The sequence below is a fragment of the Nocardioides sp. NBC_00850 genome, assembly GCF_045207335.1.
GTDB lineage: Bacteria > Actinomycetota > Actinomycetes > Propionibacteriales > Nocardioidaceae > Nocardioides.
Window position 1 is genome coordinate 821,918 of record NZ_CP108845.1, and the last position, 20,856, is coordinate 842,773.

The 20,856-nt window shown below is 71.0% G+C and carries 20 protein-coding genes; 2 read left to right on the plus strand and 18 right to left on the minus strand.

Going from position 1 to position 20,856, the window contains the following annotated elements; all coding sequences use genetic code 11:
- Positions 1-15 precede the first annotated feature (15 nt).
- The 8 genes from mdo to OH802_RS03955 form a co-directional block, all read right to left on the minus strand.
- Positions 16-1,308: an NDMA-dependent methanol dehydrogenase gene (gene mdo, locus OH802_RS03920; RefSeq protein ID WP_160026054.1), complete on the minus strand. Its 1,293-nt coding sequence runs from the start codon at positions 1,306-1,308 to the stop codon at positions 16-18.
- A gap of 101 nt (positions 1,309-1,409) precedes the next feature.
- The gene (gene mftF / locus OH802_RS03925) at positions 1,410-2,804 is read right to left on the minus strand and encodes a mycofactocin biosynthesis glycosyltransferase MftF (RefSeq protein WP_406025306.1); all 1,395 of its coding nucleotides are present in this window, start codon (positions 2,802-2,804) and stop codon (positions 1,410-1,412) included.
- Positions 2,801-3,496 carry a mycofactocin biosynthesis peptidyl-dipeptidase MftE gene (gene mftE / locus OH802_RS03930; RefSeq protein WP_406025308.1) on the minus strand — a complete coding sequence of 232 codons (696 nt, stop codon included), beginning with the start codon at positions 3,494-3,496 and terminating at the stop codon, positions 2,801-2,803. The genes mftF and mftE overlap by 4 nt, the downstream gene beginning before the upstream one ends.
- Positions 3,480-4,682 carry a pre-mycofactocin synthase MftD gene (gene mftD, locus OH802_RS03935; protein WP_406025311.1) on the minus strand — a complete coding sequence of 401 codons (1,203 nt, stop codon included), beginning with the start codon at positions 4,680-4,682 and terminating at the stop codon, positions 3,480-3,482. The genes mftE and mftD overlap by 17 nt, the downstream gene beginning before the upstream one ends.
- The gene (mftC, locus tag OH802_RS03940) at positions 4,679-5,911 is read right to left on the minus strand and encodes a mycofactocin radical SAM maturase (protein ID WP_406025313.1); all 1,233 of its coding nucleotides are present in this window, start codon (positions 5,909-5,911) and stop codon (positions 4,679-4,681) included. The genes mftD and mftC overlap by 4 nt, the downstream gene beginning before the upstream one ends.
- Entirely contained in the window at positions 5,908-6,192 is a 285-nt protein-coding gene (gene mftB / locus OH802_RS03945; protein WP_141802063.1) for a mycofactocin biosynthesis chaperone MftB, read from the minus strand. The genes mftC and mftB overlap by 4 nt, the downstream gene beginning before the upstream one ends.
- Positions 6,192-6,284 carry a mycofactocin precursor MftA gene (gene mftA / locus OH802_RS03950; RefSeq protein WP_141802062.1) on the minus strand — a complete coding sequence of 31 codons (93 nt, stop codon included), beginning with the start codon at positions 6,282-6,284 and terminating at the stop codon, positions 6,192-6,194. Before mftA ends, mftB begins: the two co-directional genes overlap by 1 nt.
- A gap of 101 nt (positions 6,285-6,385) precedes the next feature.
- Complete coding sequence (locus OH802_RS03955) at positions 6,386-7,201, minus strand: alpha/beta hydrolase (protein WP_406025316.1); 816 nt, start codon at positions 7,199-7,201, stop codon at positions 6,386-6,388.
- Between the two features lie 16 nt (positions 7,202-7,217).
- On the opposite strand from OH802_RS03955, the gene OH802_RS03960 reads away from it, so the two are divergent.
- Positions 7,218-7,790, plus strand: a complete 573-nt coding sequence (locus OH802_RS03960; RefSeq protein WP_406025318.1) for a PadR family transcriptional regulator — start codon at positions 7,218-7,220, stop codon at positions 7,788-7,790.
- Here OH802_RS03960 and OH802_RS03965 read toward each other — a convergent pair whose 3' ends face one another.
- The 4 genes from OH802_RS03965 to OH802_RS03980 form a co-directional block, all read right to left on the minus strand.
- Positions 7,791-8,399 (minus strand): MBL fold metallo-hydrolase, encoded by a 609-nt coding sequence (locus OH802_RS03965; RefSeq protein WP_406025320.1) that lies wholly within the window; start codon positions 8,397-8,399, stop codon positions 7,791-7,793. It lies immediately after the preceding gene.
- Positions 8,399-9,499: an S-(hydroxymethyl)mycothiol dehydrogenase gene (locus tag OH802_RS03970; protein WP_406025322.1), complete on the minus strand. Its 1,101-nt coding sequence runs from the start codon at positions 9,497-9,499 to the stop codon at positions 8,399-8,401. Before OH802_RS03970 ends, OH802_RS03965 begins: the two co-directional genes overlap by 1 nt.
- A 107-nt stretch (positions 9,500-9,606) precedes the next feature.
- Positions 9,607-10,629 carry an FAD-binding oxidoreductase gene (locus OH802_RS03975; protein ID WP_406025324.1) on the minus strand — a complete coding sequence of 341 codons (1,023 nt, stop codon included), beginning with the start codon at positions 10,627-10,629 and terminating at the stop codon, positions 9,607-9,609.
- A 3-nt stretch (positions 10,630-10,632) separates the two neighbouring features.
- A complete protein-coding gene (locus OH802_RS03980; protein WP_406025326.1) occupies positions 10,633-11,865 on the minus strand; it encodes a cytochrome P450 in 1,233 nt (410 codons plus the stop codon).
- A 141-nt stretch (positions 11,866-12,006) separates the two neighbouring features.
- On the opposite strand from OH802_RS03980, the gene OH802_RS03985 reads away from it, so the two are divergent.
- Entirely contained in the window at positions 12,007-12,945 is a 939-nt protein-coding gene (locus tag OH802_RS03985) for an AraC family transcriptional regulator (protein ID WP_406025328.1), read from the plus strand.
- Positions 12,946-12,950: 5 nt separating this feature from the next.
- On the opposite strand, the gene OH802_RS03990 is transcribed toward OH802_RS03985, so the two are convergent.
- From OH802_RS03990 to OH802_RS04015, 6 genes are all read right to left on the minus strand, one after another.
- Positions 12,951-13,496: a TetR/AcrR family transcriptional regulator gene (locus OH802_RS03990; RefSeq protein WP_406025330.1), complete on the minus strand. Its 546-nt coding sequence runs from the start codon at positions 13,494-13,496 to the stop codon at positions 12,951-12,953.
- Positions 13,493-14,686, minus strand: coding sequence for a cytochrome P450 (locus OH802_RS03995; RefSeq protein ID WP_406025332.1), 1,194 nt, complete (start codon positions 14,684-14,686; stop codon positions 13,493-13,495). The genes OH802_RS03990 and OH802_RS03995 overlap by 4 nt, the downstream gene beginning before the upstream one ends.
- Positions 14,687-14,718: 32 nt before the next feature.
- Positions 14,719-15,171: a cupin domain-containing protein gene (locus OH802_RS04000; RefSeq protein WP_406025334.1), complete on the minus strand. Its 453-nt coding sequence runs from the start codon at positions 15,169-15,171 to the stop codon at positions 14,719-14,721.
- Between the two features lie 65 nt (positions 15,172-15,236).
- Entirely contained in the window at positions 15,237-17,789 is a 2,553-nt protein-coding gene (locus tag OH802_RS04005; protein ID WP_406025336.1) for a LuxR C-terminal-related transcriptional regulator, read from the minus strand.
- Between the two features lie 122 nt (positions 17,790-17,911).
- Complete coding sequence (locus OH802_RS04010; RefSeq protein ID WP_406025338.1) at positions 17,912-20,128, minus strand: hypothetical protein; 2,217 nt, start codon at positions 20,126-20,128, stop codon at positions 17,912-17,914.
- 312 nt (positions 20,129-20,440) lie between these two features.
- A complete protein-coding gene (locus tag OH802_RS04015; protein ID WP_406025340.1) occupies positions 20,441-20,812 on the minus strand; it encodes a DoxX family protein in 372 nt (123 codons plus the stop codon).
- Between the last annotated feature and the right edge of the window lie 44 nt (positions 20,813-20,856).

Sequence of the window (20,856 nt, forward strand, 5' to 3'; positions counted from 1 at the left end):
GATCGGCAGGGACGATCAGCCGAGCAGGTCGTCCAGGTCGCCGTTGAGGCAGTGGTCGACCACCGGACGTACGGTCTCGAACGTGCACTCCTTGGCGTTGCCCGGCGTGCAGGCGTCACCCAGGACGTGGTTGGTGATCCGGTCGACGTCCGTGTCGTCGCCGACGATCTCCTTGGCGTTCTCGTAGTACGCGGTCGGCCCCTGGCCGAGCCGGTTCTTCGAGTACGTGTCCTGCTTGACGTCGACGAACCGCTCGGTGATGCCGACGTCGCGCAGCAGCCGGATGGCCGCGGCGAGCGCCGCGTCGGCGGCCTGCACGTCGGTCATGCCGTGGGTGTCGACGCCCATCGCGCGGGCGATGTCGGCGAACCGCTTGTAGTGCGTGGGCATGTTGAACGCCCACACCCGCGGCAGCGCGATCGCGTTGTTGAGGCCGTGGTGGGTGTCGTAGAACGCACTGATGGCGTGGCTGATCGAGTGGATGATGCCGAGGCCGCCGGAGTTGAACGCCTGAGCGGCGATGTACTGGGCGTACATCATCCCCTCGCGGCCGCCGAGGTCCTGGCCGTTCCAGACCGCCTGCCGCAGGTTCTCCGAGGTCAGCTTGATCGCGTGCAGCGCGTTGCCGAGCGAGGGCTGGAAGTTGATCCGGGAGACGTACGGCTCGCTGGCGTGCGCCAGGACGTCGAAGCCGCACTGCGCGGTGTAGTCGACCGGGCAGTCGAAGTAGAGCACCGGGTCGTCGATCGCCAGGCTGGCCACCGAGGCGTCGTCGAAGGCGACGTACTTGTGCGGGTTGTCCGGGTCCGTGGTGGTGTCGGTGATGACGTACGCCCAGGACGTCTCGGAACCGGTGCCGGCCGTCGTCGAGACGGCGATGTGGGGCGGGTTCTTCGGGTTCTCGGACATGTTGAAGCCCTCGAACTCGTTGACGTTACGGCCGTCGTGGGCGACCGAGATGCGCGCGCCCTTGCAGGCGTCGTGCGACGAGCCGCCGCCGATGGAGACGAACGAGTCGCACTCGTTCTCCTGGTAGAGCTTCACCGAGTCCATGACGTTGTAGTCCTTGGGATTGGACTCGACCTTGTCGTACACGACGACCTCGAGGCCGTGGTACTTCATCGACTCGACGATCTTGGTGACGATGTCCGTGCCGCGGAGGCCGGACGTCATCACGAGGGTCTTGCGGAAGCCCATCTTCAGAGCCTCGGGCCCGATCATCTCGTGAGCGCCGGGGCCCATGAGGGCTCGAGGGAACGGGTGGAACTCCTTGATGGGGAAGGGCTTGAGTAGTTCGTCGACCTGCATGGCAAACCTCCGTTGGTGTGTGACGCTCAGCACATTAGGTACGCCGACAGAGCCGCGAACAGGCGAGGAACGGGAAACAGCCCGGCCCGGGAGGGGCCGACCTACCCGTTGGGAGAGGTGCCTCCCTGGCCGGGTCGGCGCGGCAGCAGACAGGTCATCGAACGGGCTCTGATCGCGCCGGCCCACAGCCCCGCGCCGTACGCCACGTCGTCGAGGCGCCGGGCCAGCGGCCGGTATCTCGTGCCGGGGTTGTCGACCCGGGCGACGACCACGTCGACGAGCAGCGACGCGGCGAGAGCACGCCGAAGGAGCGCGCTGTGCGGGGCGAGGAGCACGGTCAGCGGCCACCAGTGCCGCAGCAGCAGCGCGGCCTCCTGCCGGACCGTCCAGCCGAGGCCCTGGGCGCAGAGCTGGACCGCGAGCCGGTCCCGTCCGGGAGTCTCCGGCAGCCGTCTTCGCAGCGAGAGGACGCCGTAGGCGACCCCCGCCGCGGCGACCGGCAAGGACCACCGGCGGTGCACCATCAGCGCTGCCGCGGTGGCCGCCATGCTCGCGGTCATCACCGCCGGAGCGCCCTTGCGGCCGTGCCGGACGGCGAGGTCGGCGCCGCCGGTCCCGTAGAGATACTTGCGGCCCAGCCAGCCGCGGACCGTGGTGCGGGTGTCGTGCCAGGCCACCTGGTCCGGGTCGTAGCGGACGACCTCGCCGGCCTCGACCAGCCGCCACACCAGGTCGACGTCCTCGCCCACCCGCATCGACTCCTCGAAGCCCGCGCCGAGCCGGGACGTACGTCCGACCAGGCAGGCGCTGGGGAGCCAGCCCACCGCGGCGCCGGGACGTACGACGCAGGCTCGGGTGCCGAGCGCGAGCGAGGAGTCGTCCTCGTCGAAGCGCTCGAACCACCGCGGCGCCCGGCTGCGGGCACGGCTGCGGACCAGCGGCGCCACCAGCGCGACTCGGCTGTCGGCGAAGTGGCGGGAGAGCGCCAGGAGCGTGCTCGCCTCGACGGTGACGTCGGAGTCGACGAAGGCGACATACGGGGTGCTGACGGCCCGCAGGCCGGCGTTGCGGGCGCCGGCGGGGCCGAGGTTCTGCGGCAGCCGCACGAGATGGGCGCCGTGGCGGCGGGCGACGTCCGCGACGGCGTCGGGATCGTGGGAGTCGTCGTCGACGACGATGCAGCTGAGCCCGGCCAGCGGCTCGAGAGCACGGTCGAGCTGGTCGGGCCGGTCGCGCACCGGGATCACGACGGTGAGCTCGGCCGGGTCCACCCCGGGGCCGCCGAGCACCGGATCGGCCAGGTTGCCGTCGACGAGCCTGGCCGCGAGCGCCTCGGTGGCCGCGTCGACCACCGTGATCTCGCCGTCGTCGAGACGGGCGAGCGCGGCGTCGGTGAGCCGGACGGCACGCAGCGGCGAGCCACCGACCAGCAGGCGCCGGTCGATGCGGCGTACGTCCTCCCGGACTCGGACCCGGAAGCCGATCGGGAATCTCACCCCACTGCCACGCCGCCGGGAGCCATGACGTCCATCGTGGTCTGCTCGATCATCGTGGAGAGCGCCTCGGCTCCCTCCTCCGCCGTGGCACCGGTCGGGTCGCCGAGCACGCCGTTGGCCGAGACCGCTGCGACCCCGCCCGCCCGCATCGCCGGGAGGATCGCCGCGAGCGGCCGGGTGTCGCCGGGCTCGGCCAGGTCCATGCGTACGGCCTCGGGCCGCAGGTGCAGCATCAGGGACGTCTCGGTGCGGCCCGCGTGCAGGTCGAACTCCTCGGTGCGGCACGGCAGCCAGCACGCGGTCTGCCGCTCGAAGGTGAGCTGGTTGACCGCGCTGGTCAGCGCGGCGGCGTTGCCGCCGTGGCCGTTGACGAGCACGACCCGTTCGGCCCAGGTGCGGGCCGAACGGACCAGCTCGACGACGACCAGATGGAGCGCATCGCTCCCGATCGACACGGTGCCGGCGAAGGACTGGTGCTCGCCGCTGGAGCCGATCGCGATCGGCGGCGCCGTCCAGCTCTGGACACCCTGCTCCGCGAGCCGTTCGGCCACCCCCTGCGTGACCGCGGCCGCGATGGTGGTGTCGGTGTCGAAGGGCAGATGCGGTCCGTGCTGCTCCAGCGAGCCGACGGGCACCAGCAGGACGGTGCCTCTGCGCACCTGCGGCCAGGTGGCGTCACCGAGTGTGTACATGGAAGCCGTCCGGGACGATCAGGTGCTCCGGCCGCAGCTCGGTGACCGACCCGAGCGCCAGCCCCCGCAGCGCGGAGTCGATGCCACCGCTGAGCACGTCGAGGACGTTCTCGACCCCGGCCTGGCCGTTGGCGGCCAGACCCCACAGATAGGCCCGGCCGATCAGCACCGCCTTCGCACCGAGCGCGAGCGCCTTGACGACGTCGGAGCCGCGGCGTACGCCTCCGTCCATCACCACGTCGACCTGGTCGCCGACGCGGTCGGCGATCGGCTTGACCATCCTGATCGCGGCCGGGGTGCCGTCGAGGTTGTTCCCGCCGTGGTTGGACACGGAGATGCCCGCGACCCCGGCGTCGACGGCGCGGAGCGCGTCGTCGACCCGGCACACGCCCTTCAGCACGAACGGGGTGCCACTGATCTGGTGCCACTGCTCGCGCATCCAGGCGACGTCCTCCCAGCTCGGCGGCGGGGTGGTCATCCACTCGTAGTAGGCACCGAAGAACGTCGGCGCGCTGCCACCGGGCGGGGCGAGGTTCGGGGCGGTGAGATCCGGGAAGGAGCCGGTCCGCCCGAACTGCCACGCCCACCGCGGCCTTGCCGCCACCTGCGGCGCCAGCCGCATCATCGTCCGCAGGTCGACCTTCTCCGGGATCTCGGGACTGCCCCAGTCGCGGCCCATCGAGAAGGACCAGTCGAGCGTGGCGATCAGGCCCTGGGCGCCGGCGGCGTGTGCCCGCTGCATGCGCTGGACGATCGTGTCGCGGTCGCCGGTCCAGTACATCTGGAAGAACGTGGTCGCGCCGGTCGCGGTCACGTCCTCCACCGACCTCGAGGCGAAGTTGGACAGCCCGATGATGGTGCCGCGGGCCGCGGCGGCCCGGGCGACCGCGACCTCGCCGTCGGGGTGTACGGCCTGGACCCCGGTTGGGCTGATCAGGACCGGCAGCGGGACGGAGTGACCGAAGACGGTGGTGCCCAGGTCGCGCTTGGTGTGCTGGCCGACGACGTGGGGCGCCCAGCCGAGCTCGGCGAAGGCGGCCTGGTTGTCGGTCATGCTCTGGCCACGCTCGGAGCCGGCGACCAGCGCACCGTAGACCGGCTTGGGCAGCCGACGCCGGGCTCGTTCCTGGGCCACCGCGACCGACTCGAACCACGGGTTCTTCTTCCAGGGGTTCTCGAGCTTCACGACAGGTCACCTCCGGCGAGCGGGTCTTCGTTGCAGGCCGAGACGGGGCGCCGCCTGGTGGCACCGAGGTTCAGCAGAACCGGTGCGTTGCGGCTGGCCTGGCTGCGCGAGTGGTCCTGGCTCGCCGTCGGCACCAGCCGGTCACCGGCGAGCGCCGCCTCGCCGTAGCCCTGGACGCATTCCGGGTCCGGCCCGTCCAGCGGCAGCCCGGTGAAGAACTTGGCCGCCATGCAGCCACCGCGGCACGCGTCGAAGTGCTGGCACTTCGTGCAGGCTCCACCGGTCTGCGGCGAGCGCAGCTCGGTGAACAGCGGCGAGGACTGCCACACCTCCTGGAAGCCGCCCTCACCGAGCAGGTTGCCGGCCAGGAACTGGTCGTGGATCGCGAACGGGCAGGCGTAGACGTCGCCGATCGGGTCGATCAGGCACACCACGCGCCCGGCGCCGCACAGGTTGAGCCCGGGCAGCGACTCACCGTAGGCGGCCAGGTGGAAGAAGGAGTCGCCGGTGAGGACATCCTCTCCGTGCGCCATCAGCCAGTCGTAGAGCTCGCGCTGCTGCTCGGGCAGCGGATGCAGCTCGTCCCAGACGTCGGCGCCGCGACCCGACGGGCGCAGCCGGGTGAGGCGCAGGGTGGCGGCGTACTCGTCGGCGATGGCCTTGAAGTCGTCGAGCTGACCGATGTTCTCCCGGGTGCAGACGACGGAGATCTTGGCGTCGGAGAAGCCGGCGTCGCGGAGGTTCCGCAGCGCCAACAGCGCGGTGTCGTAGGAGCCGGCGCCGCGTACGCGGTCGTTGACCTCCGCGGTCGCGCCGTCCAGAGAGATCTGTACGTCGACGTAGTCGGTCGAGGCCAGGAAGGCGGCGCGCTCGGAGGTGATCCGGAAGCCGTTGGTGGAGAACTTCACGCCGACCTGATGGTCGACGGCGTACTCCACCAGCTCCCAGAAGTCGGGGCGGATCGTCGGCTCTCCGCCGCCGATGTTGACGTAGAAGATCTGCATGCGCTGCAGCTCGTCGATGACCGCCTTGCACTGCTCCGTGCTGAGCTCGCGCGGGTCGCGCCGGCCCGAGCTCGACAGGCAATGGGCGCACTCGAGGTTGCAGGCGTACGTCAGCTCCCAGGTCAGGCAGATCGGGGCGTCGAGGCCGAACTCGAACTGCTCGACGAGGCTGCCGCCTGCGGGACGGCCCTTGGGAGTGGTGGGGCGTTCTGGTGCGAGGGTCACACTGCCTCCTCATGGCGGGGGCGGATCATGTCGGTCTCGGCGAGGGCGCGGAGCGCCGCTGCGTACGCGTCGTGCTGCTCCGGCGGGATGCCGGCCGCGTCGAGCGCGCTGCCGAGACGGGGGTGCTGCTCGAGGAGCCGGACCACCTCGACCAGTTCCGGCCGCTTGAGGAAGGTCAGCTTCCGGTTGCCGAAGTGGTAGGCGAGGGCCCCGAAGGGCTCAGGACGCAGCGCCACCGAGGGCGAGAGTGTCCACGGCTCCTCGAGCATGCGATCGGGCATCAGTAGACGCCGCACATTCCGTCGATCGAGACCTCCTCGATGAGGTCCTCGGTGGCGACGTCGGTCGGGTTCGACTCGTTCTGGGGTTCCATCTGCTGCTCCTCTCACGGGGTGACCGTTCGCACGTTAATCACGGCGTGAGCGGAGCAACCTCCCCGATCGGAGAGTCTTGCGGGCAGGATCAGGGAGTAGATCAGCTCGTGGCGTAGGTGATGACCTGCTGACCGAGCGGCGAGAGCCGGCCCTCCTCGACCACCAGCTCCCAGCCGTGGCCTGCCTCGGCGGGGACGAACTCCGAGGACGTGGACTGCGCCAACGCCTGGGCGGCGTCTGCCTCCTCTGCTCCGTCGGTGTCCTCAGCGATGGCGATCAGGCCCGGCGTGCTGATCGAGTCGGCGACCGAGGCCAGATCGACGCCGGCCCAACTGGACGGCCCCGACAGGTCGACCCAGCCGTCGACGTCCACGCCGGCGGCGACGGCCCGTACGGTCTGGCTGCCTCCCATCGAGGCGCCGACCAGCACGACCGGCGCATCCGGCCACTGCTTCTCGACCTCGCTCAGCACGGCCTGCACCTGCGGCACCGGGTCGTCGGGATCCTTGATCCCGCATTCGGCATCGCCGTAGCCACACTGGTCGTACGAGAGGCCGGCGACGCCCTGGAGAGCCGCCAGGATCGCGAAGTCACCCCAGCCGCAGCGGTCCCCGTCGGTCTGGTGGAGCATCACCAGCACCGCCGACGGTTCCTGGCCGCCCGGAGGGGAGAAGCGGATGGCCGGCAGCTCGAGGTCCTTGCCGGCGACCTGCATCGGCTCCACCCCGGCGTCGGTCTCCGGCAGGAAACAGCCGCCGAGCTCACCTTCGATGTACGGCCCGTCCGTCGGCAGCGCGCTGCCCGACTCCTTCGCCTGACCCGCGCCGTCCCCCTCGGCACCGCTCTCCGCACCGCACCCGGCCAGCACCAAGCCGAGGATCGCCGCCCCGGCCGCTACGCCCTTCACGCTCCGCATATGTCAATATTGACATATGAATGATCTCGAGGTGACCGCTTCCAACCTCGGCTTCGCGATCCTCGGCCTGCTGGCACGGCGGGCGAGCACCGGCTACGAGGTCGCGCAGCGGATGCGGCAGCCGATCGGCTACTTCTGGACCGCCCGCCACTCCCAGATCTACCCGGAGCTGAACCGTCTCGACGCCGCCGGGCTGGTCGAGCACGAGGTCATCGAGGGAGCCGGCCCCAGGCCGACGAAGCGCTACCGGATCACCGAGACCGGTCGGGCCGCTCTGGCGGCATGGGTCGTCGGCGACCTCGAGCCCCAGCCGGTCCGTGACCTGGAGGTCCTCCGGCTGTGGTCCATCTGGACCGTCGAGCCCGCCGCCGCCACCGAGCTGGTCGGCCGGCTCGAGGCGGTCCACCAGGGCGTACTCGACCGCTATCTCGAGGAGCTGGCCGAGATCGCCGACCGCCCCGGCGGCCGCGACCCGTCGAGCCCGCTGTTCGCCACGCGGATCACCCTCGAAGGAGGCATCCGGTCACGGCGTACGGCACTGGAGTGGTGCGCCTGGATGCGCGCGGAGTTCGCGGCCGCCGAACGCTGATCAGCCCAGACCGGCGGCTTCGGCGGTGATCGTGGTGTCGTCGCCGTGCCCGGTGTGGACGACCGTCTCGCCCGGAAGCGTGAACAGCTTGGCCCGGATCGACGACTCGATGGTGGGCCGGTCGCTGAACGAGCGTCCGGTCGCCCCCGGACCACCCTGGAACAGGGTGTCGCCGGTGAAGACGCATCCCAGCGAGGGCACCGACAGGCAGACCGCCCCCGGCGCGTGACCCGGGGTGTGCAGGACGGTCACCGAGGTGTCGCCGATCTCGATGACCTGTCCGTCGGAGAGGTCCGCGTCCCACAGCTCGTCGGGGTGGGTGAGCTCCCACAGCGGCCGGTCGTCGGGATGCAGCAGGATCGGGGCCCGGACGGCCTCCCGCAGCGCCGGCGCCACGCGTACGTGGTCATCGTGGGCGTGCGTGCAGACGATCGCCTTCACGCGGCGACCGTCCACCACCGCCAAGATGTCCTCCACCGAGTGCGGTGCGTCGATGACCAGGCACTCCTGGTCGTCGCCGACCACCCAGACGTTGTTGTCCACCTGGTGCGTCTCGCCGTCGAGGCTGAAGGTGCCGCTGGTGACGCCGTGGTCCACACGTACGGCCATCAGAGCACCACCACCGAGCGCAGCACTTCGCCGTGATGCATCTTCTCGAAGGCGGCCTCGATGTCACCGATCCCGATCTCCTCGCTGACGAAGGCGTCCAGGTCGAGACGCCCCTGGCGATAGAGGTCGACCAGCATCGGGAAGTCGCGGCTGGGGAGGCAGTCGCCGTACCAGCTGGACTTGAGTGAGCCACCGCGACCGAAGACGTCCAGGAGCGGGATCTCGGGCACCGTCATATCCGGCGTGGGCACACCGACGAGCACGACGGTGCCGGCCAGGTCGCGGGCGTAGAAGGCCTGCTTCCAGGTCTCCGGGCGTCCGACCGCCTCGACGACGATGTCGGCGCCTTCGGCACCTTCGTACGTCTCCGAGCAGATCCGCCGGATCTCCTCGACCGGGTCGGTCTGCGAGGAGTCCACGGTGTGCGTCGCGCCCATGGCCGCGGCGCGCTCGAGCTTCTTGGCGTCGATGTCGACGGCGATGACCGGGCTCGACCCGGCCAGGGCCGCACCGGCGATCGCGGCCACCCCGACACCGCCGCACCCGATGACCGCCACCGACCTGCCGCGGGTCGCGCCGCCGGTGTTGATGGCGGCACCGATACCGGCCATCACGCCACAGCCGAGCAGGCCGACAGCGGCGGGCCGGGCCTCCGGGTCGACCTTCGTGCACTGGCCCGCCGCGACCAGAGTCTTCTCCGCGAAGGCGCCGATGCCGAGCGCGGGCGAGAGCTCCGTGCCGTCCTCGAGCGTCATCTTCTGGGTGGCGTTGAACGTGGCGAAGCAGTACTGCGGCTCACCGCGCTTGCACGCCCGGCAGCTGCCGCAGACCGCGCGCCAGTTGAGCACCACGAAGTCGCCCGGCGCCACGTCGGTCACGTCTGGACCCACCGCCTCGACGATCCCGGCGGCCTCGTGACCCAGCAGGAACGGGAACTCGTCGTTGATCCCGCCCTCCCGGTAGTGGAGGTCGGTGTGGCACACCCCGCACGACTGGATCTTCACCACCGCCTCACCCGGCCCTGGCTCGGGCACGTTGATCGTCACCAACTCCACCGGGGCTCCCTCGGCTCGGGCGATGACGGCCTTGACCTGCTGCATATCTCTCCTCTCAAGGCACCGGAGGCATCCGGTCACTCGTGATTCATCCTGGGGGTTCGTGATATATCTCGGCAAGAGCCGATCTCGGCGTCCAAGGTTTCCCCGGGTCAGGAGCCCGGCCCACGCCCGTCAGCCGGCTCGAACTTCTCCCGGTGAACGAGCCGGGGTGCCATCCGGCGCCGCTTGAACGCCTTGACCCCGGCCTCGACCAGCGCCGGCGACCCGCACAGCCACCCGGACCAGCGACGCGCGCTGGCAATGTCCTCGACGAACGCGTTGGGCGCGTAGCCGCTGCGGTGACCGGGACGCGTCTCCCGGGAGAGCACGGTGACGAAGCTGAAGCTCCGATACCTCTCGGCCAGCTCCGCGAGACGGTCGGTGTCGTAGAGGTCCGCCTCGGTGCGTACGCCGTGGTAGAGCACCATCGTCCGGTTCGGGTGGCGTTGGAGGGCGGTGCGGGCGATGCCGAGCAGCGGAGCCAGCCCGGTGCCGCCGCCGATGAGCACCATCGGCTCGCCCTCGTCCTGGTCGGCGTCCGGGACGTGGAAGTCACCCAGCGGGCCGCGCACCTCGACCCGGTCGCCGACCGACACCGGCCCGAAGATCCAGTCGCTGGCCACCCCGCCGGGGACGCGGCGTACGTGGAGCTCGAGGACCTTGTCCTCCTGGGCCGTGTTGGCGAGCGAGTACTGGCGCCGCTCGGAGGTGCCGGGGACGAGCACCTCGACGTACTGTCCCGCCGAGAACGCGAGCGGCTCCTCGAGGCCGAGCCGGACGCGCCGGGTGTCGCGGGCGACGTCCTCGACATCGACGACGGTGGCGGTGAGGTCGCGGAGCGGGTGGGTGGCGCGACCCATCTCCGTGCCACGCAGCGCGACCTCGGTGTCCTCGAGCGGCCGGGCCTGGCACGCCAGGGCCAGACCGCTCGCGCGCTCGCCCGCGGTCAGCGTCTCGAGCGGCGAGTCGCGGTGGTCGACCTCGCCGCACAGCACCTGCAGCTTGCAGGTGCCGCAGGTGCCCTGGTTGCAGGAGTTGGGCATCCACACGCCGGCGCGGAGGAACGCCTCCAGGATCGACTGGTCCTCGGCACACTCGACGCGGCGGCCGGAGACACTGATCGCGGCGGACATCGCTCAGACCTCCCAGGTGCAGTGCAGGCTGGTCGGGCCGCGGAATCCCCAGCCCCAGAACTCGACGCCGTCGCCGGTGTCGCGCTCCAGGTTCGGGATCGCCTCGAAGAGCTCCTCGAGCCCGATCCGCATCACCTGGTTGGCGTAGTAGATGCCGGCGCACGCGTGGTTCCCGGCACCGAAGGCGAGGTGCGGCAGCGGCGGCCGGTGCAGGTCGTACGCCGTCGGCGCATCGTATTTCCCGGAGTCGTGGTTCGCGGAGCCGTAGGAGAGGATCACCGGGGTCCCGGCGGGCAGGTCGACGCCGGCGATGGTGACCGGCTTGGTGCTGATCCGCGCGGTCGCCGACCAGATCGGGGAGGTCCAGCGCATGCCCTCCGAGATCGCCCGAGGCAGGAGCGACGGGTCGTCGACGACCTCCTCCAGCTGCTCGGGACGGCTGAAGAGGCCCACCAGCGTCGAGGCCATCCCGTGGCCGGGCTCCTGCATCGCGCCCAGCAGGTAGACGTAGATGGTGGGGTAGATGTACGCGCGGTCGCGGGTCTTCCCCGGCGGCATGCCGTCGTGGAGCCAGTGGGAGATCGCGGTGTTCTCGGGGTGCTCGATCCACCGGTCGATCAGCGGGTCCACGACCGCCTGGATCTCGGCTCTGGCCTCGTCGCCGGGGGTGAACCCGTCGGGGTTGGTGAACTCCCCGTTCTCGTCGACCGCCGCGTTGGTGAACGAGACGCTCAGCTTGTGGAACCACTCGCGGAGCTTGTCGGAGGAGACCGACTGCAGCCCGAGCAGGTCGCCGAGCGAGCGTACGGAGACCGGCTCGCAGTACTCCGCGACCAGCTCGCCGCGGCCGCGGTCCTCGAACTGCTCGACGTAGCTTCGGGCGATCGGGCGGACCAGGTCGTCGACCCAGCTGTCGACCTCGGCGGGCTGGAGCTGGGGCTCGACCATGCCGCGCAGGTCGGCGTGGATGTCGCCGTTGACGCCGATGATCGCCGGGTGCCCGAACGTACGTCCTCCGGCCGGCGTGATCACTGCCTCGAAGTCGGGGCTGGTGGCGACCTCGCGGCAGATCTCTGCGGTCGAGGCGACATAGGAGCCGAGGACCGGGACGAAGGCGAGCGGCGCCTCACGGCGAAGGCGCTCGTAGGTCGGGTAGGGGTTCCGTTCCAGCTCGGTCATCGTCACGTCGTCGAGCCAGGAGAGGTCCTGCTTGCCGGGTTGCTGCGTGGTCGTCATGGGTGCTCCTCGGGAGGATGGGAGGTTCCGAACAGGACTCGAAAGTAGGTCGGTCCCGGCGCACCGGCGACACGGATTGCGCGGGTTCGGCACCCTGAACGCGGCCGATTTGTGACGCTCGTCTCAGGTACGCTCTGCGGCATGTCCGGTCGTATGCGAGCCGCTCCCAGGGACTGGGGGCAGGCCTCGCGCGTCGTGGCCCAGGCGTACTTCCCGCACGAGCTCCGGCCGGTCGGCGGCGCAAACGAGCCGCGGCTCACGCTGCGTACGCTCGATCTCGGCCCGGTCCTGATCGGCCACGTCGGCTGGGGCGCGGACGTCGCGATCGAGTGCGACTACCCGAGCGCGTACGAGGTGAACATGCCGATCACCGGCCACCTGGAGAGCCGCGGCCGGTTCGGGGAGCTCACCTCGGTGGTCGGCCAGGGCACCGTCTTCCGGGCCGACACCCCGTCCCTGATCAGCCACTGGGACGCGACCTGCACCGTGCTCGGCGTGAAGTTCGACAGCGACTGGCTGGAGGTCGAGACCGAGCGGATCCTGGGCACCGACCGCGTCAACACCCGCGCCGTCCTCCCGGAGCAGCTGTCGCTGGAGCACGGCCGCGGGCGCGCCTGGCATCGCCTGGTCACGAGCCTGGCCACCAACCTGCACGACCCGGACCTCTTCGCCGACAGCGAGCTCGTACGCCGCCAGCTCGCCGGCGCGGTCGCCGCCGGCCTCCTGGAGATGTGCTGCCCCGACGGCGGCGTCACAGCGGCCGCACAGCCGCGGACGATCCGCCGCGTGGTCGAGGCCCTCCACGACGACCCGGCACGAGCCTGGACCGCCGCCGACATGGCAGCCCTCGCAGGCACCAGCGTCCGCCGCCTGCAGGAGGGCTTCCAGCAGTGGCTGGGTTGCGCGCCCTCCCACTATCTCCTCGACATCAGGCTCCAGCGCGCCCACGCCGAGCTCACCACCGACTCCACCCTCAGCGTCGGCGACGTCGCCGCGCGCTGGGGCTTCTCCTCCGCGAGCCGCTTCGCCGCCGCCCACAGACGCAAGTACGGCACCGCCCCGTCGGCTCTCCGCCGCTGACGGGTCTAGCTGCGCGGCGGCACCACGAGGAACCGCTCCAGCAGGCGGCGCTCTGCGTCTTCGTCGTCGCCGGGGCTGGTGAGGAACGACAGGATGATGCGCAGGACCCAGTCGGCGAGGTCGGGATCGGTGGCGTCCGAGTCGGCGGCGAGATAGCTCTGCGCGACCCCGCGGATAACCGGGGAGTCGTGGAGGACCTCACGGAGCAGGGTGCTGTCACCGGCGTACCAGGCGGCGAGGTGGGGGCGCTCGCGCACGGCGGCGAGGCAGGCGAGGACGGCCTCGAGCACGCGGCGGCGGGGGTCGGAGACGTCGGTCGTGGCCCGGGCGACCTGCTTGGTGATGAGCCGCGCCTCGCGATGGGCGAAGGCGTAGATAAGCGCCTGCCGGTTCTCGAAGTAGCGATACAGGGTCGCGCGCGAGCAACCGGCCGCGCGGGCCACCTCGTCCATGCCCGGCCTGTCGACGCCCCGCTCCACGAAGAGCTCGCCCGCGGCGTCGAGGATCCGCTCGGCGGCGAGCTCGGTCCGCTCCGCCTCGAGCCAGCTCATCGGCCGACCTCGACGTGAAGACTGACGGGCCTGCGTACGTAGCTCCCCGGTGCCCACTGCAGGGAGTCGTGGTCGACGGTGAAGGACGGCATCCGGGTGAGTATCTCGGTGAGCGTCACCCGGCCCATCATCCGGGCGGCCGCGGCACCCAGGCAGTGATGCGCCCCGTGGGCGAAGGTCAGGATCTGCCGCGGCCGACGGGTGACGTCGAGCTCCTCGGCGTCAACGCCGAAGGCGCGCGGGTCACGGTTCGCGGCCGCGTAGCAGAGCAGGACCTTCTTCCCCGCGGGAATCGTGACGTCGTGGATCGTGACGTCGCGGGTGGTGGTCCGGGCGAGCCCCTGCACGGGCGAAGTGAGCCGCAGCAGCTCCTCGACGGCGGCCGGAATGTCCTGCAGCGCGAGCTCCCGCTGGTCGGGGCGGTCCGCCAGCAGCGGCAGGCCACCACCCAGCAGCCCGGTCGTCGTGTCGTTGCCGCCCGCGACCATGGTGAAGGCGAACGCGAGCACCCGCAGCAGCCCGGCGTCGTCGTCGGCCTCCCCGGCGGCGACGAGATGGGAGACGGTGTCGTCACCGGGCTCCTCTCGGCGCCGCTCGATCAGCTCGGCGAAGTAGCCCATCAGCTCGGCGGCGGCGCCGGCTCCGATGCTCTCGTCCTGAGCCGCGTTGGCCGTCACGATCGCGTCGGTCCACACGTCGAACCGATCCCAGTCCACCTCGGGAACGCCGAGGTAGTGGGCCACCACCATGCTCGGCAGCGGCTTGAACAGCTCCGTGACGATGTCGCCACCGCCCGCTGCCCTGAGCTGCTCGACCCGCTCGACGACGAACTGCGTGACCCGGGGAGTCACGTCCTCGACCTGCTTCGGCGTGAACCCGCGGTTCACCAGCTTCCGGAACGCCGTGTGGGCCGGCGGATCGGTCATCACCATCGGCGGGTTGTCGGCCAGCCCGATCCGCTCGAGCTCGTCGTGCGCTGTCGTCAGCCCGCCGCTCGAGCTGTACGTCTCGTGGTCACGCACCGCCGCGAAGACATCGTCGTGCCTGGTCAGGACCCAGTAGTCACCCCGAGCGACGTGGTGGACCGGGTCGTGCTCGCGCAGCGCGGCGTACATCGGCCACGGGTCGGCCCAGGACGCGCCGGTCGGAGGGACGTACGCGGCGATCCTGTGAGACACATCACTTGACATGTCTCACAGAATCAACACATCACACGGGTTTGTCAATGGGTCGGTCCGGCGAGGGCGACGCCATGGCGCTCGGTGACCGACAGGATCGCGGCCATCGAGTCCGCGGCCGGCTGGTCCGCGGGAACGGAGCTGGCGAAGTCGGCGAAGAACCGGCCGGCGCCGTCGCCGGTGGTGATCGCGAGAGCTCGGGCGGAGTCGCCGACGACCTCGAAGGTGCCGGGGGTGCCGGCCGGGAAGACGACCAGGCCGCCGGGCTCGACGTGGTAGGCCCTCCCGTCGACGTACGCCGTGATGCGCCCCTCGAGCAGGTACAGCACCCCGCTCCACGGCGAGACGTGCGGCGGCGCCATCGGGGCAGCGGGTGCGAAGACCTCGAAGACCTCGAAGGCCCCCTGGGCGTCCTTGACGGCGGCCTTCGCGACATGGTCCCCGTCGATCATCGGGCTGTGCTGGCCCTCGTCGGGCCGTACGTAGGTGGTGCTCATGACTCCTCCTCTGGTCGGGTGCGTTCAGCATCCGCCGCTGGAGCCGGAGCGGTGCGAGTAGCGCGCTACTCGACTCCGAGAGGGTCGGCCAGCGCGGCTCGTTCGGAGACGCCGAGCTTGTGGCCGGCCCGGTAGAGGTGTCCCTCGACGGTGCGCACCGACAGGGTCAGTCGCGCCGCGATGTCCTTGTTCGACAACCCTCGGGCGGCCAGGGCGGCGATCTCCCGCTCACGGGCGGTCAGCGGCAGCGGCCGGGCCGCGACCACCAGCGCCGGGGTGCGGGCACCCGACCTCTCGGCCAGCTTCGCCGCGGTGGCCGCCGCGGTCAGGGCCGACCCCTGCCGCCCCGCGCGGCGCTGCACGTCGGCGGCCTGCGCGGCCGCGTCGCCCGCGGCGACGAGGTCACCGAGCCGGGCCCACGCATGCGCCACCCGGAGCAGCGCGTCGCCGTCCTCGCCGGCCCACGCCCGAGCATGGGCCAGCGCCGTGTCGGCGCGAGGGCCGAGTCCGGCCAGTGGTGCGAGCCGGCGGGTCGGCGCCACGGTCGTGTCGCCGAGCTGGACCGCGGTCTGCCAGGCGAGGACCTCGTACGCCGGCGAACCCGCCTCGCGAGCGAGATCCGCCGCGGCGACCGCGTGGCCGATCGCCTCCGTCGTCCACCCCTCGGCAGCGGCACCCCACGCCAGCGCCAGGCGGTCGTCGGGCAGATAGAGCCGGTACGCCGGATGGTGCCCGGCCGCCACGCCGGCCAGCAGCGGCGCGGCGCCCTCCGGTCGGCCCGCCTGCGCCAGGGCGGTCGCCAGCAACGTACGACACCGGAACCGGAACTCGTGGCCGGAGCCCTCCAGCGCGGCCCAGGCCTCGCGCAGCGAGAGCAGAGCATCGAGCAGGCGACCCTCGGCAAGGGCCGCGTGACCTGCGACGACGAGGCCCATGAGCCTGGCCGGCCCGGGGAGGTCGGCCGATGCGGCCCGCATCCTCCGGGCCAGGTCCGCGCCCCGGTCCGGTGTGCCGGCAAGACGGTGCCCGAGCACCTGGAAGTCGGCGAGCCCGAAGCCAGGGATGACTGTCGGCACCCGGTCGGCGGTCAGTCCGCCCACGACCGCGGCCTCGTCGAGGAGCTCGCGGTCACCGGTGACGGCGGCCGCCGCGGACGCAGATGTGGCAACCAGGATGCCGGCCAGGTCGTCGGGAACCTCGCTCCGCAGCAGCTGCGGCGCCCGGGCGAGCACGGCGGAGATCTCGCCGTCCACCAGGCGCAGGACGAGCGCCATGGCGGCGACGTGGACCGGGGCTGCGCCGGTGGCCTCGGCTGCGGCCAACGCCTGATGGGCCTCGTCGGGCCGGGCCATCGTGAAGAGCAGGTTGCCGGTGCGGTGCAGCTGCACCATCGCGAGCAGCCCCGGGTCGGACGCGGTGGCGACGATGTCTTCGTGGATCGCCTCGGCCTCCTCGCCGCGGCTGAGCCAGGAGAGCGCCGCGGCGTGCACGACCCTGGCGGCGATGTCGCCGGTGGCAGCGGCCGCGCGCGCCAGCCGCTCGGCCAGCGGCAGGTCGTACATCCGGGTCGCGGCCTCAGCGGCCCGCAGGAACAGCACTGGCTCTGGTGGCAGGTCGGAGTCGAGGGTCAGTACGGCGCGAGGGATCGGGTCCGGCTCCGCGTCCAGGGTGAGCGCCACCCGGCCGCGGAGGCGTCGGGCGCGCAACGTGCCCATCGCGGCGCGGCGTACCTCGCCGTAGAGGGGGTGCGCCAGCCGGGCGACCACCCCGTCGGTACGCACCAGCCCACGTTCCTCCGCCTCCTCGAGGTCGGCGGCCGAGGTCAGCGCGGACAGCGTCGCGACCGCTACCGGTTCGGCCAGGGCTACCAGGTCGACGACGTCCCGCACCCCCGCCGCGAGGTCCCCGATCTCCCGTTCCAGGAGACCGGCGAGCTCCGGCGAGATCGCCGGCTCGCTGCTCCATCGCCAGATCCCGGACGCCGCGGTGAACCGTCCCGCCGACAGCTCCCCGGCCAGCAGGTGCCGCAGGAACAACGGGCTGCCCTGGGTCATCGTCCACAGCCGGTGGGCGGAGTCCGTGTCGACCGGACCGCCGAGCACCTGGGAGATCAGCCGGGTGCTCTCCTCGGCGTCGAGCGGCGCCAGGTCCAGGCGCGGGAGATGCTCGTCCTTCCACAGCGAGGTCACGATGTCGGGCGCGGGCTCCCCGGTGCGGAGTGTGATCAGCACCGGAGCCATCCGCCGGGCCACCACCCGGTGGACCACGATCGCGGAGTGCTCGTCGAGCAGATGAGCGTCGTCGACGGCCAGCACGAGCGGCAGCTGCCGGGTGATCTGGTCGAGCGCCCTGCCGATGGTCTCGGCCGCCTCACCGGGCGGGACGTCGAGCAGACCGGCGAACGCACCGAGCGGGAACTGCCGGGCGGCCGTGCTCCCCTGGGCGTACAGGACGGATCCCCCGTGACCGGCGGCGGCCGCCAACGCCTCACGGGCGAGCCGGGTCTTCCCCACCCCCGCCGGACCCGCAACGATGACGCCCGCCGCACCGGGCCTGATCGCAGCCGCGACCCTCCGCAGCTCCTCGTCCCGGCCGGTCAGCGGCCACGGCCGCTCCATGAGGTCAGGCTAGTGGCACGGGATCCGGCCGCGCATCACTCAAAAGGTGGCTCCGCTCAACGGCTCGATCCCGGCCGTCGCCAGACCGATGCCAGTCCTGACGGCACCAGCCGCGGGCGCCCTCACAGAGCGGGCGAGAGGTCCTCCCAGACGACCTTCCAGCCGTCCGTCGGGAACCCCGGAGCGGAGCCGCGTGGTCCCGGGGTGCCGGTCGCGCCACGTACGCCTTCGGGCGAGTCCGCCCACCCGGCGCACATCATCGCCACCGAGTAGAGCAGCCCGCCGGCCGACGGGAAGTACGGCGAGGGCACACCGCTCTTGCCGCTCGCCGGAAGCCCGGTGTCGGTGAAACCGAGGCGCTCATGGAGCAGGTTGTCGACCGCGCTGACCGGGTCACCGAGACGGGCCGCGTTCATGGCGAGCAGCGGGAAGTCCCAGCTGTAGAGGTCGGTGACCGGCCAGGTCTCGTACACGCGTCGGGTGGTCGCCCGCATGGTCTCCAGGTCGACACCGTCGCCCGGCAGCATCCCGAACGGCGCGATCGGGTCGGGGTGGTTGGTGTTGCGTTCGGTCCACATGTTCGGCACGCCCTCGTAGAGGACATAGGTGCCGTCCTCGACAGGCAGCGGCGCGAGGTTGTCCAGGATCTCGTCCAGCGCCTCGTCCCGCGCCCGGCCGAGCCGCTGGCGCCACTGCTGGGCGATGCGCAGCCCGAACTTCCAGTAGGAGAGCTCGAAGGTCGGGTTCAGCGTCGACTCCGGCTTGTTCCGTTCGTTGCAGCACATGATCGGCGGCCCGATGACGTACCGGCCGGTCTCCTCCTCACGGTTCGCGAACGACGCCATGAACTCGGCCGTCTCACGGACCACCGTCTCCCACTTGCGCAAGGTGCTCCGCTGCGGATGCGCCTGGTAGTCCATCTCGGCGAGGAACAAGGGGTGCGGCTGCTGCCAGATCAGCAGGCAGGTCGGCGTGCCCGGCGACTCCCGGCCGATCGCGTCACCGAAGGCGGTGGTCATCTTGGGCCAGCGCGCGCCGCGGAAACCCTGCGACACGGCAAGCTCACGTGCGTGCGGAAGGAACCGTTCATAGATGTCCGTGCTCCGGTCGAGGAGCGACCAGCGGTTCCACAGGCCGTAGTGGAAGGCGTGCCACCAGTACATCTCCATGTGGAACTTGCCGTACCAGCCGTTGTTGACCAGCCCGGACTCCTGGGCCGGATCGTTGCCGGCGTCGTTGACCGCGAGGTGGTACTGGCTGAGCACGATGCGGCGCTCGAGCTCACGCCAGCGCGGGTCTGTGCTCCGCGAGAGATCGACGGCGCCGCCGGTCCGCCAGAACCGGGGCCACCACTCCTCGCTCGCGTCGACCACGTCGCGGGCCGACGGCACCTTGTCCACCTCTGGGGCGAACAACGCGGTCAGCTCCAGACGGTTCCCGCGGCCGACGATCTGGTAGCGGTGCAGTGCCGGGTCCAAGCGGGTGATCTCGGCCCCGCCCGGCAGGTCGAGACCGACCTGGTACTCGGTGTCGTCCATCGTGTGGGTGACCCGGGCGGTCCGGCCGCGGCGCGTCACGGTGGTGGTGTGCCTCTCGGGGCGATCCCAGAACCCGACGAACGGCGCCGAGAACTTCTGGGTGCCGGTGGTCATCGCATACGGGAAGTCGATGAACGCCGTCAGGCGACCGGACCTGACCAGGTCCGAGTCGATGCGTACGCCGATCGCGTCCTGCCCCGGGTGGCAGGCGGTCTCGACCTTCACCTGGTGGCCCTCGAGCCGGAACCTGCTGCGTAGCAAGCCGGTCCACGGGTCGAGCACCTGCTCGACGTCGGTCAGGTCGGCCTCGACCGCCTCGGTGCCGTCGGCCTTGAGCATCCGCAGCCCGACCCGCCCGAGGTTCGCCCGGTGGGGGTTCTCCCGGAGCCAGTTGAAGATCTCCGGCTCGCCCTCGTCATGGGTCCAGTACGCGACATCGCGGCCGTAGGTGTCCCAGACCCGGCCCTTGAGGTCGGAGATCTGCTTGCCGGCGGGCAGCGCGTCCTCGTGCCAGCCCCAGTCGGCGAGGGTGTTGAAGGCGAGGAAGGTCTGCAGGCCGGTCACGTCGGCACCGAAGGCGAACCGGCCGTTGCCGACCTGGATCGGAAGCTCGAGGTCGCTCTCGTGGCGAACCACACGGTGCCGGGAGACCAACGCCTCGCGGTCGATCGACCGGCCGCGTGATGACGCGGCCGCCGCAGCCGACTCGGCTGCCAGGACACGGCTCATGAGGGTCGCCGACGCGACGGCGGCCATGCCTTTGAGGACACCACGACGGGCAAGCTGGTGCTGATGGATCACGGTATGTTCTCCCACCTTGATCGGAGCTCCGACCACATCGACATGAAACGATTCAACGTGTGAACCGTAAGATGTGACGTCAGTCACGTCAAGGTTCTGGCCGGGTCCGGCCATGTGCGCCATGTCTGATCGCGTAGCCCTTGCCCAACTTCTGACCGATCGGTAAGTAACCGATCGGTCAGAAGTCAAGGGAGGTCGTTATGGATGCCCTGGGTGCCGTCAGCAGCGTCATGAACTGGTGGATCAGCCACCCCGAGAACGGCGCCGGCGAGATGGTCCGGCACTGCCGATCAAGCTCGACAAGGTGGTCGGTTAGAACGGCTCGATCGCGAAGCGCCCCCACGCGATGAAGACCATCGCCGCGAGGAAGAGCAGGTCGCCGAGGAGCTCCTTGTATTCACCGCGCCGAAGCCGTTCGGTGATCGCTCCGGCCATGTAGAGCGCCATGCACGACGCCGCGATCGGCACCAGGACCGGCGCCACGCCGACCAGCCCCGGAAGGACCAGGCCGATGCCGCCCAGAATCTCCACGACGCCCATGAATCTCACATTGCCGGGCGTGAAGTCCTCTGGCCAGCCCAGCTTCGCTGCGTACTTCTCATAAGGCATCGTCAGCTTGACGATGCCGCCGGCGACGTAGGCGATGCCGAATACGCCGGCGACGATCCAGAGGGCGATGTTCATGTTGTCTCCAAGTGTCAGGTGCTTCCCGATGTTCACCCCCTTCG

What these genes read in the sequence shown, in the direction of transcription:
- OH802_RS03980 (WP_406025326.1), bottom strand. Translation starts at nt 11,865, where the DNA reads ATGACGACCACGCAGCAACCCGGCAAGCAGGACCTCTCCTGGCTCGAC.
- OH802_RS03990 (WP_406025330.1), bottom strand. Translation starts at nt 13,496, where the DNA reads ATGAGCTGGCTCGAGGCGGAGCGGACCGAGCTCGCCGCCGAGCGGATC.
- OH802_RS04015 (WP_406025340.1), bottom strand. Translation starts at nt 20,812, where the DNA reads ATGAACATCGCCCTCTGGATCGTCGCCGGCGTATTCGGCATCGCCTAC.
- OH802_RS03985 (WP_406025328.1), top strand. Translation starts at nt 12,007, where the DNA reads ATGTCCGGTCGTATGCGAGCCGCTCCCAGGGACTGGGGGCAGGCCTCG.
- mftE (WP_406025308.1), bottom strand. Translation starts at nt 3,496, where the DNA reads ATGTACACACTCGGTGACGCCACCTGGCCGCAGGTGCGCAGAGGCACC.
- mdo (WP_160026054.1), bottom strand. Translation starts at nt 1,308, where the DNA reads ATGCAGGTCGACGAACTACTCAAGCCCTTCCCCATCAAGGAGTTCCAC.
- mftA (WP_141802062.1), bottom strand. Translation starts at nt 6,284, where the DNA reads ATGGAACCCCAGAACGAGTCGAACCCGACCGACGTCGCCACCGAGGAC.
- OH802_RS03975 (WP_406025324.1), bottom strand. Translation starts at nt 10,629, where the DNA reads ATGTCCGCCGCGATCAGTGTCTCCGGCCGCCGCGTCGAGTGTGCCGAG.
- OH802_RS03970 (WP_406025322.1), bottom strand. Translation starts at nt 9,499, where the DNA reads ATGCAGCAGGTCAAGGCCGTCATCGCCCGAGCCGAGGGAGCCCCGGTG.
- OH802_RS03960 (WP_406025318.1), top strand. Translation starts at nt 7,218, where the DNA reads ATGAATGATCTCGAGGTGACCGCTTCCAACCTCGGCTTCGCGATCCTC.
- OH802_RS04005 (WP_406025336.1), bottom strand. Translation starts at nt 17,789, where the DNA reads ATGGAGCGGCCGTGGCCGCTGACCGGCCGGGACGAGGAGCTGCGGAGG.
- OH802_RS04000 (WP_406025334.1), bottom strand. Translation starts at nt 15,171, where the DNA reads ATGAGCACCACCTACGTACGGCCCGACGAGGGCCAGCACAGCCCGATG.
- OH802_RS03965 (WP_406025320.1), bottom strand. Translation starts at nt 8,399, where the DNA reads ATGGCCGTACGTGTGGACCACGGCGTCACCAGCGGCACCTTCAGCCTC.
- OH802_RS03995 (WP_406025332.1), bottom strand. Translation starts at nt 14,686, where the DNA reads ATGTCAAGTGATGTGTCTCACAGGATCGCCGCGTACGTCCCTCCGACC.
- OH802_RS03955 (WP_406025316.1), bottom strand. Translation starts at nt 7,201, where the DNA reads ATGCGGAGCGTGAAGGGCGTAGCGGCCGGGGCGGCGATCCTCGGCTTG.
- mftB (WP_141802063.1), bottom strand. Translation starts at nt 6,192, where the DNA reads ATGCCCGATCGCATGCTCGAGGAGCCGTGGACACTCTCGCCCTCGGTG.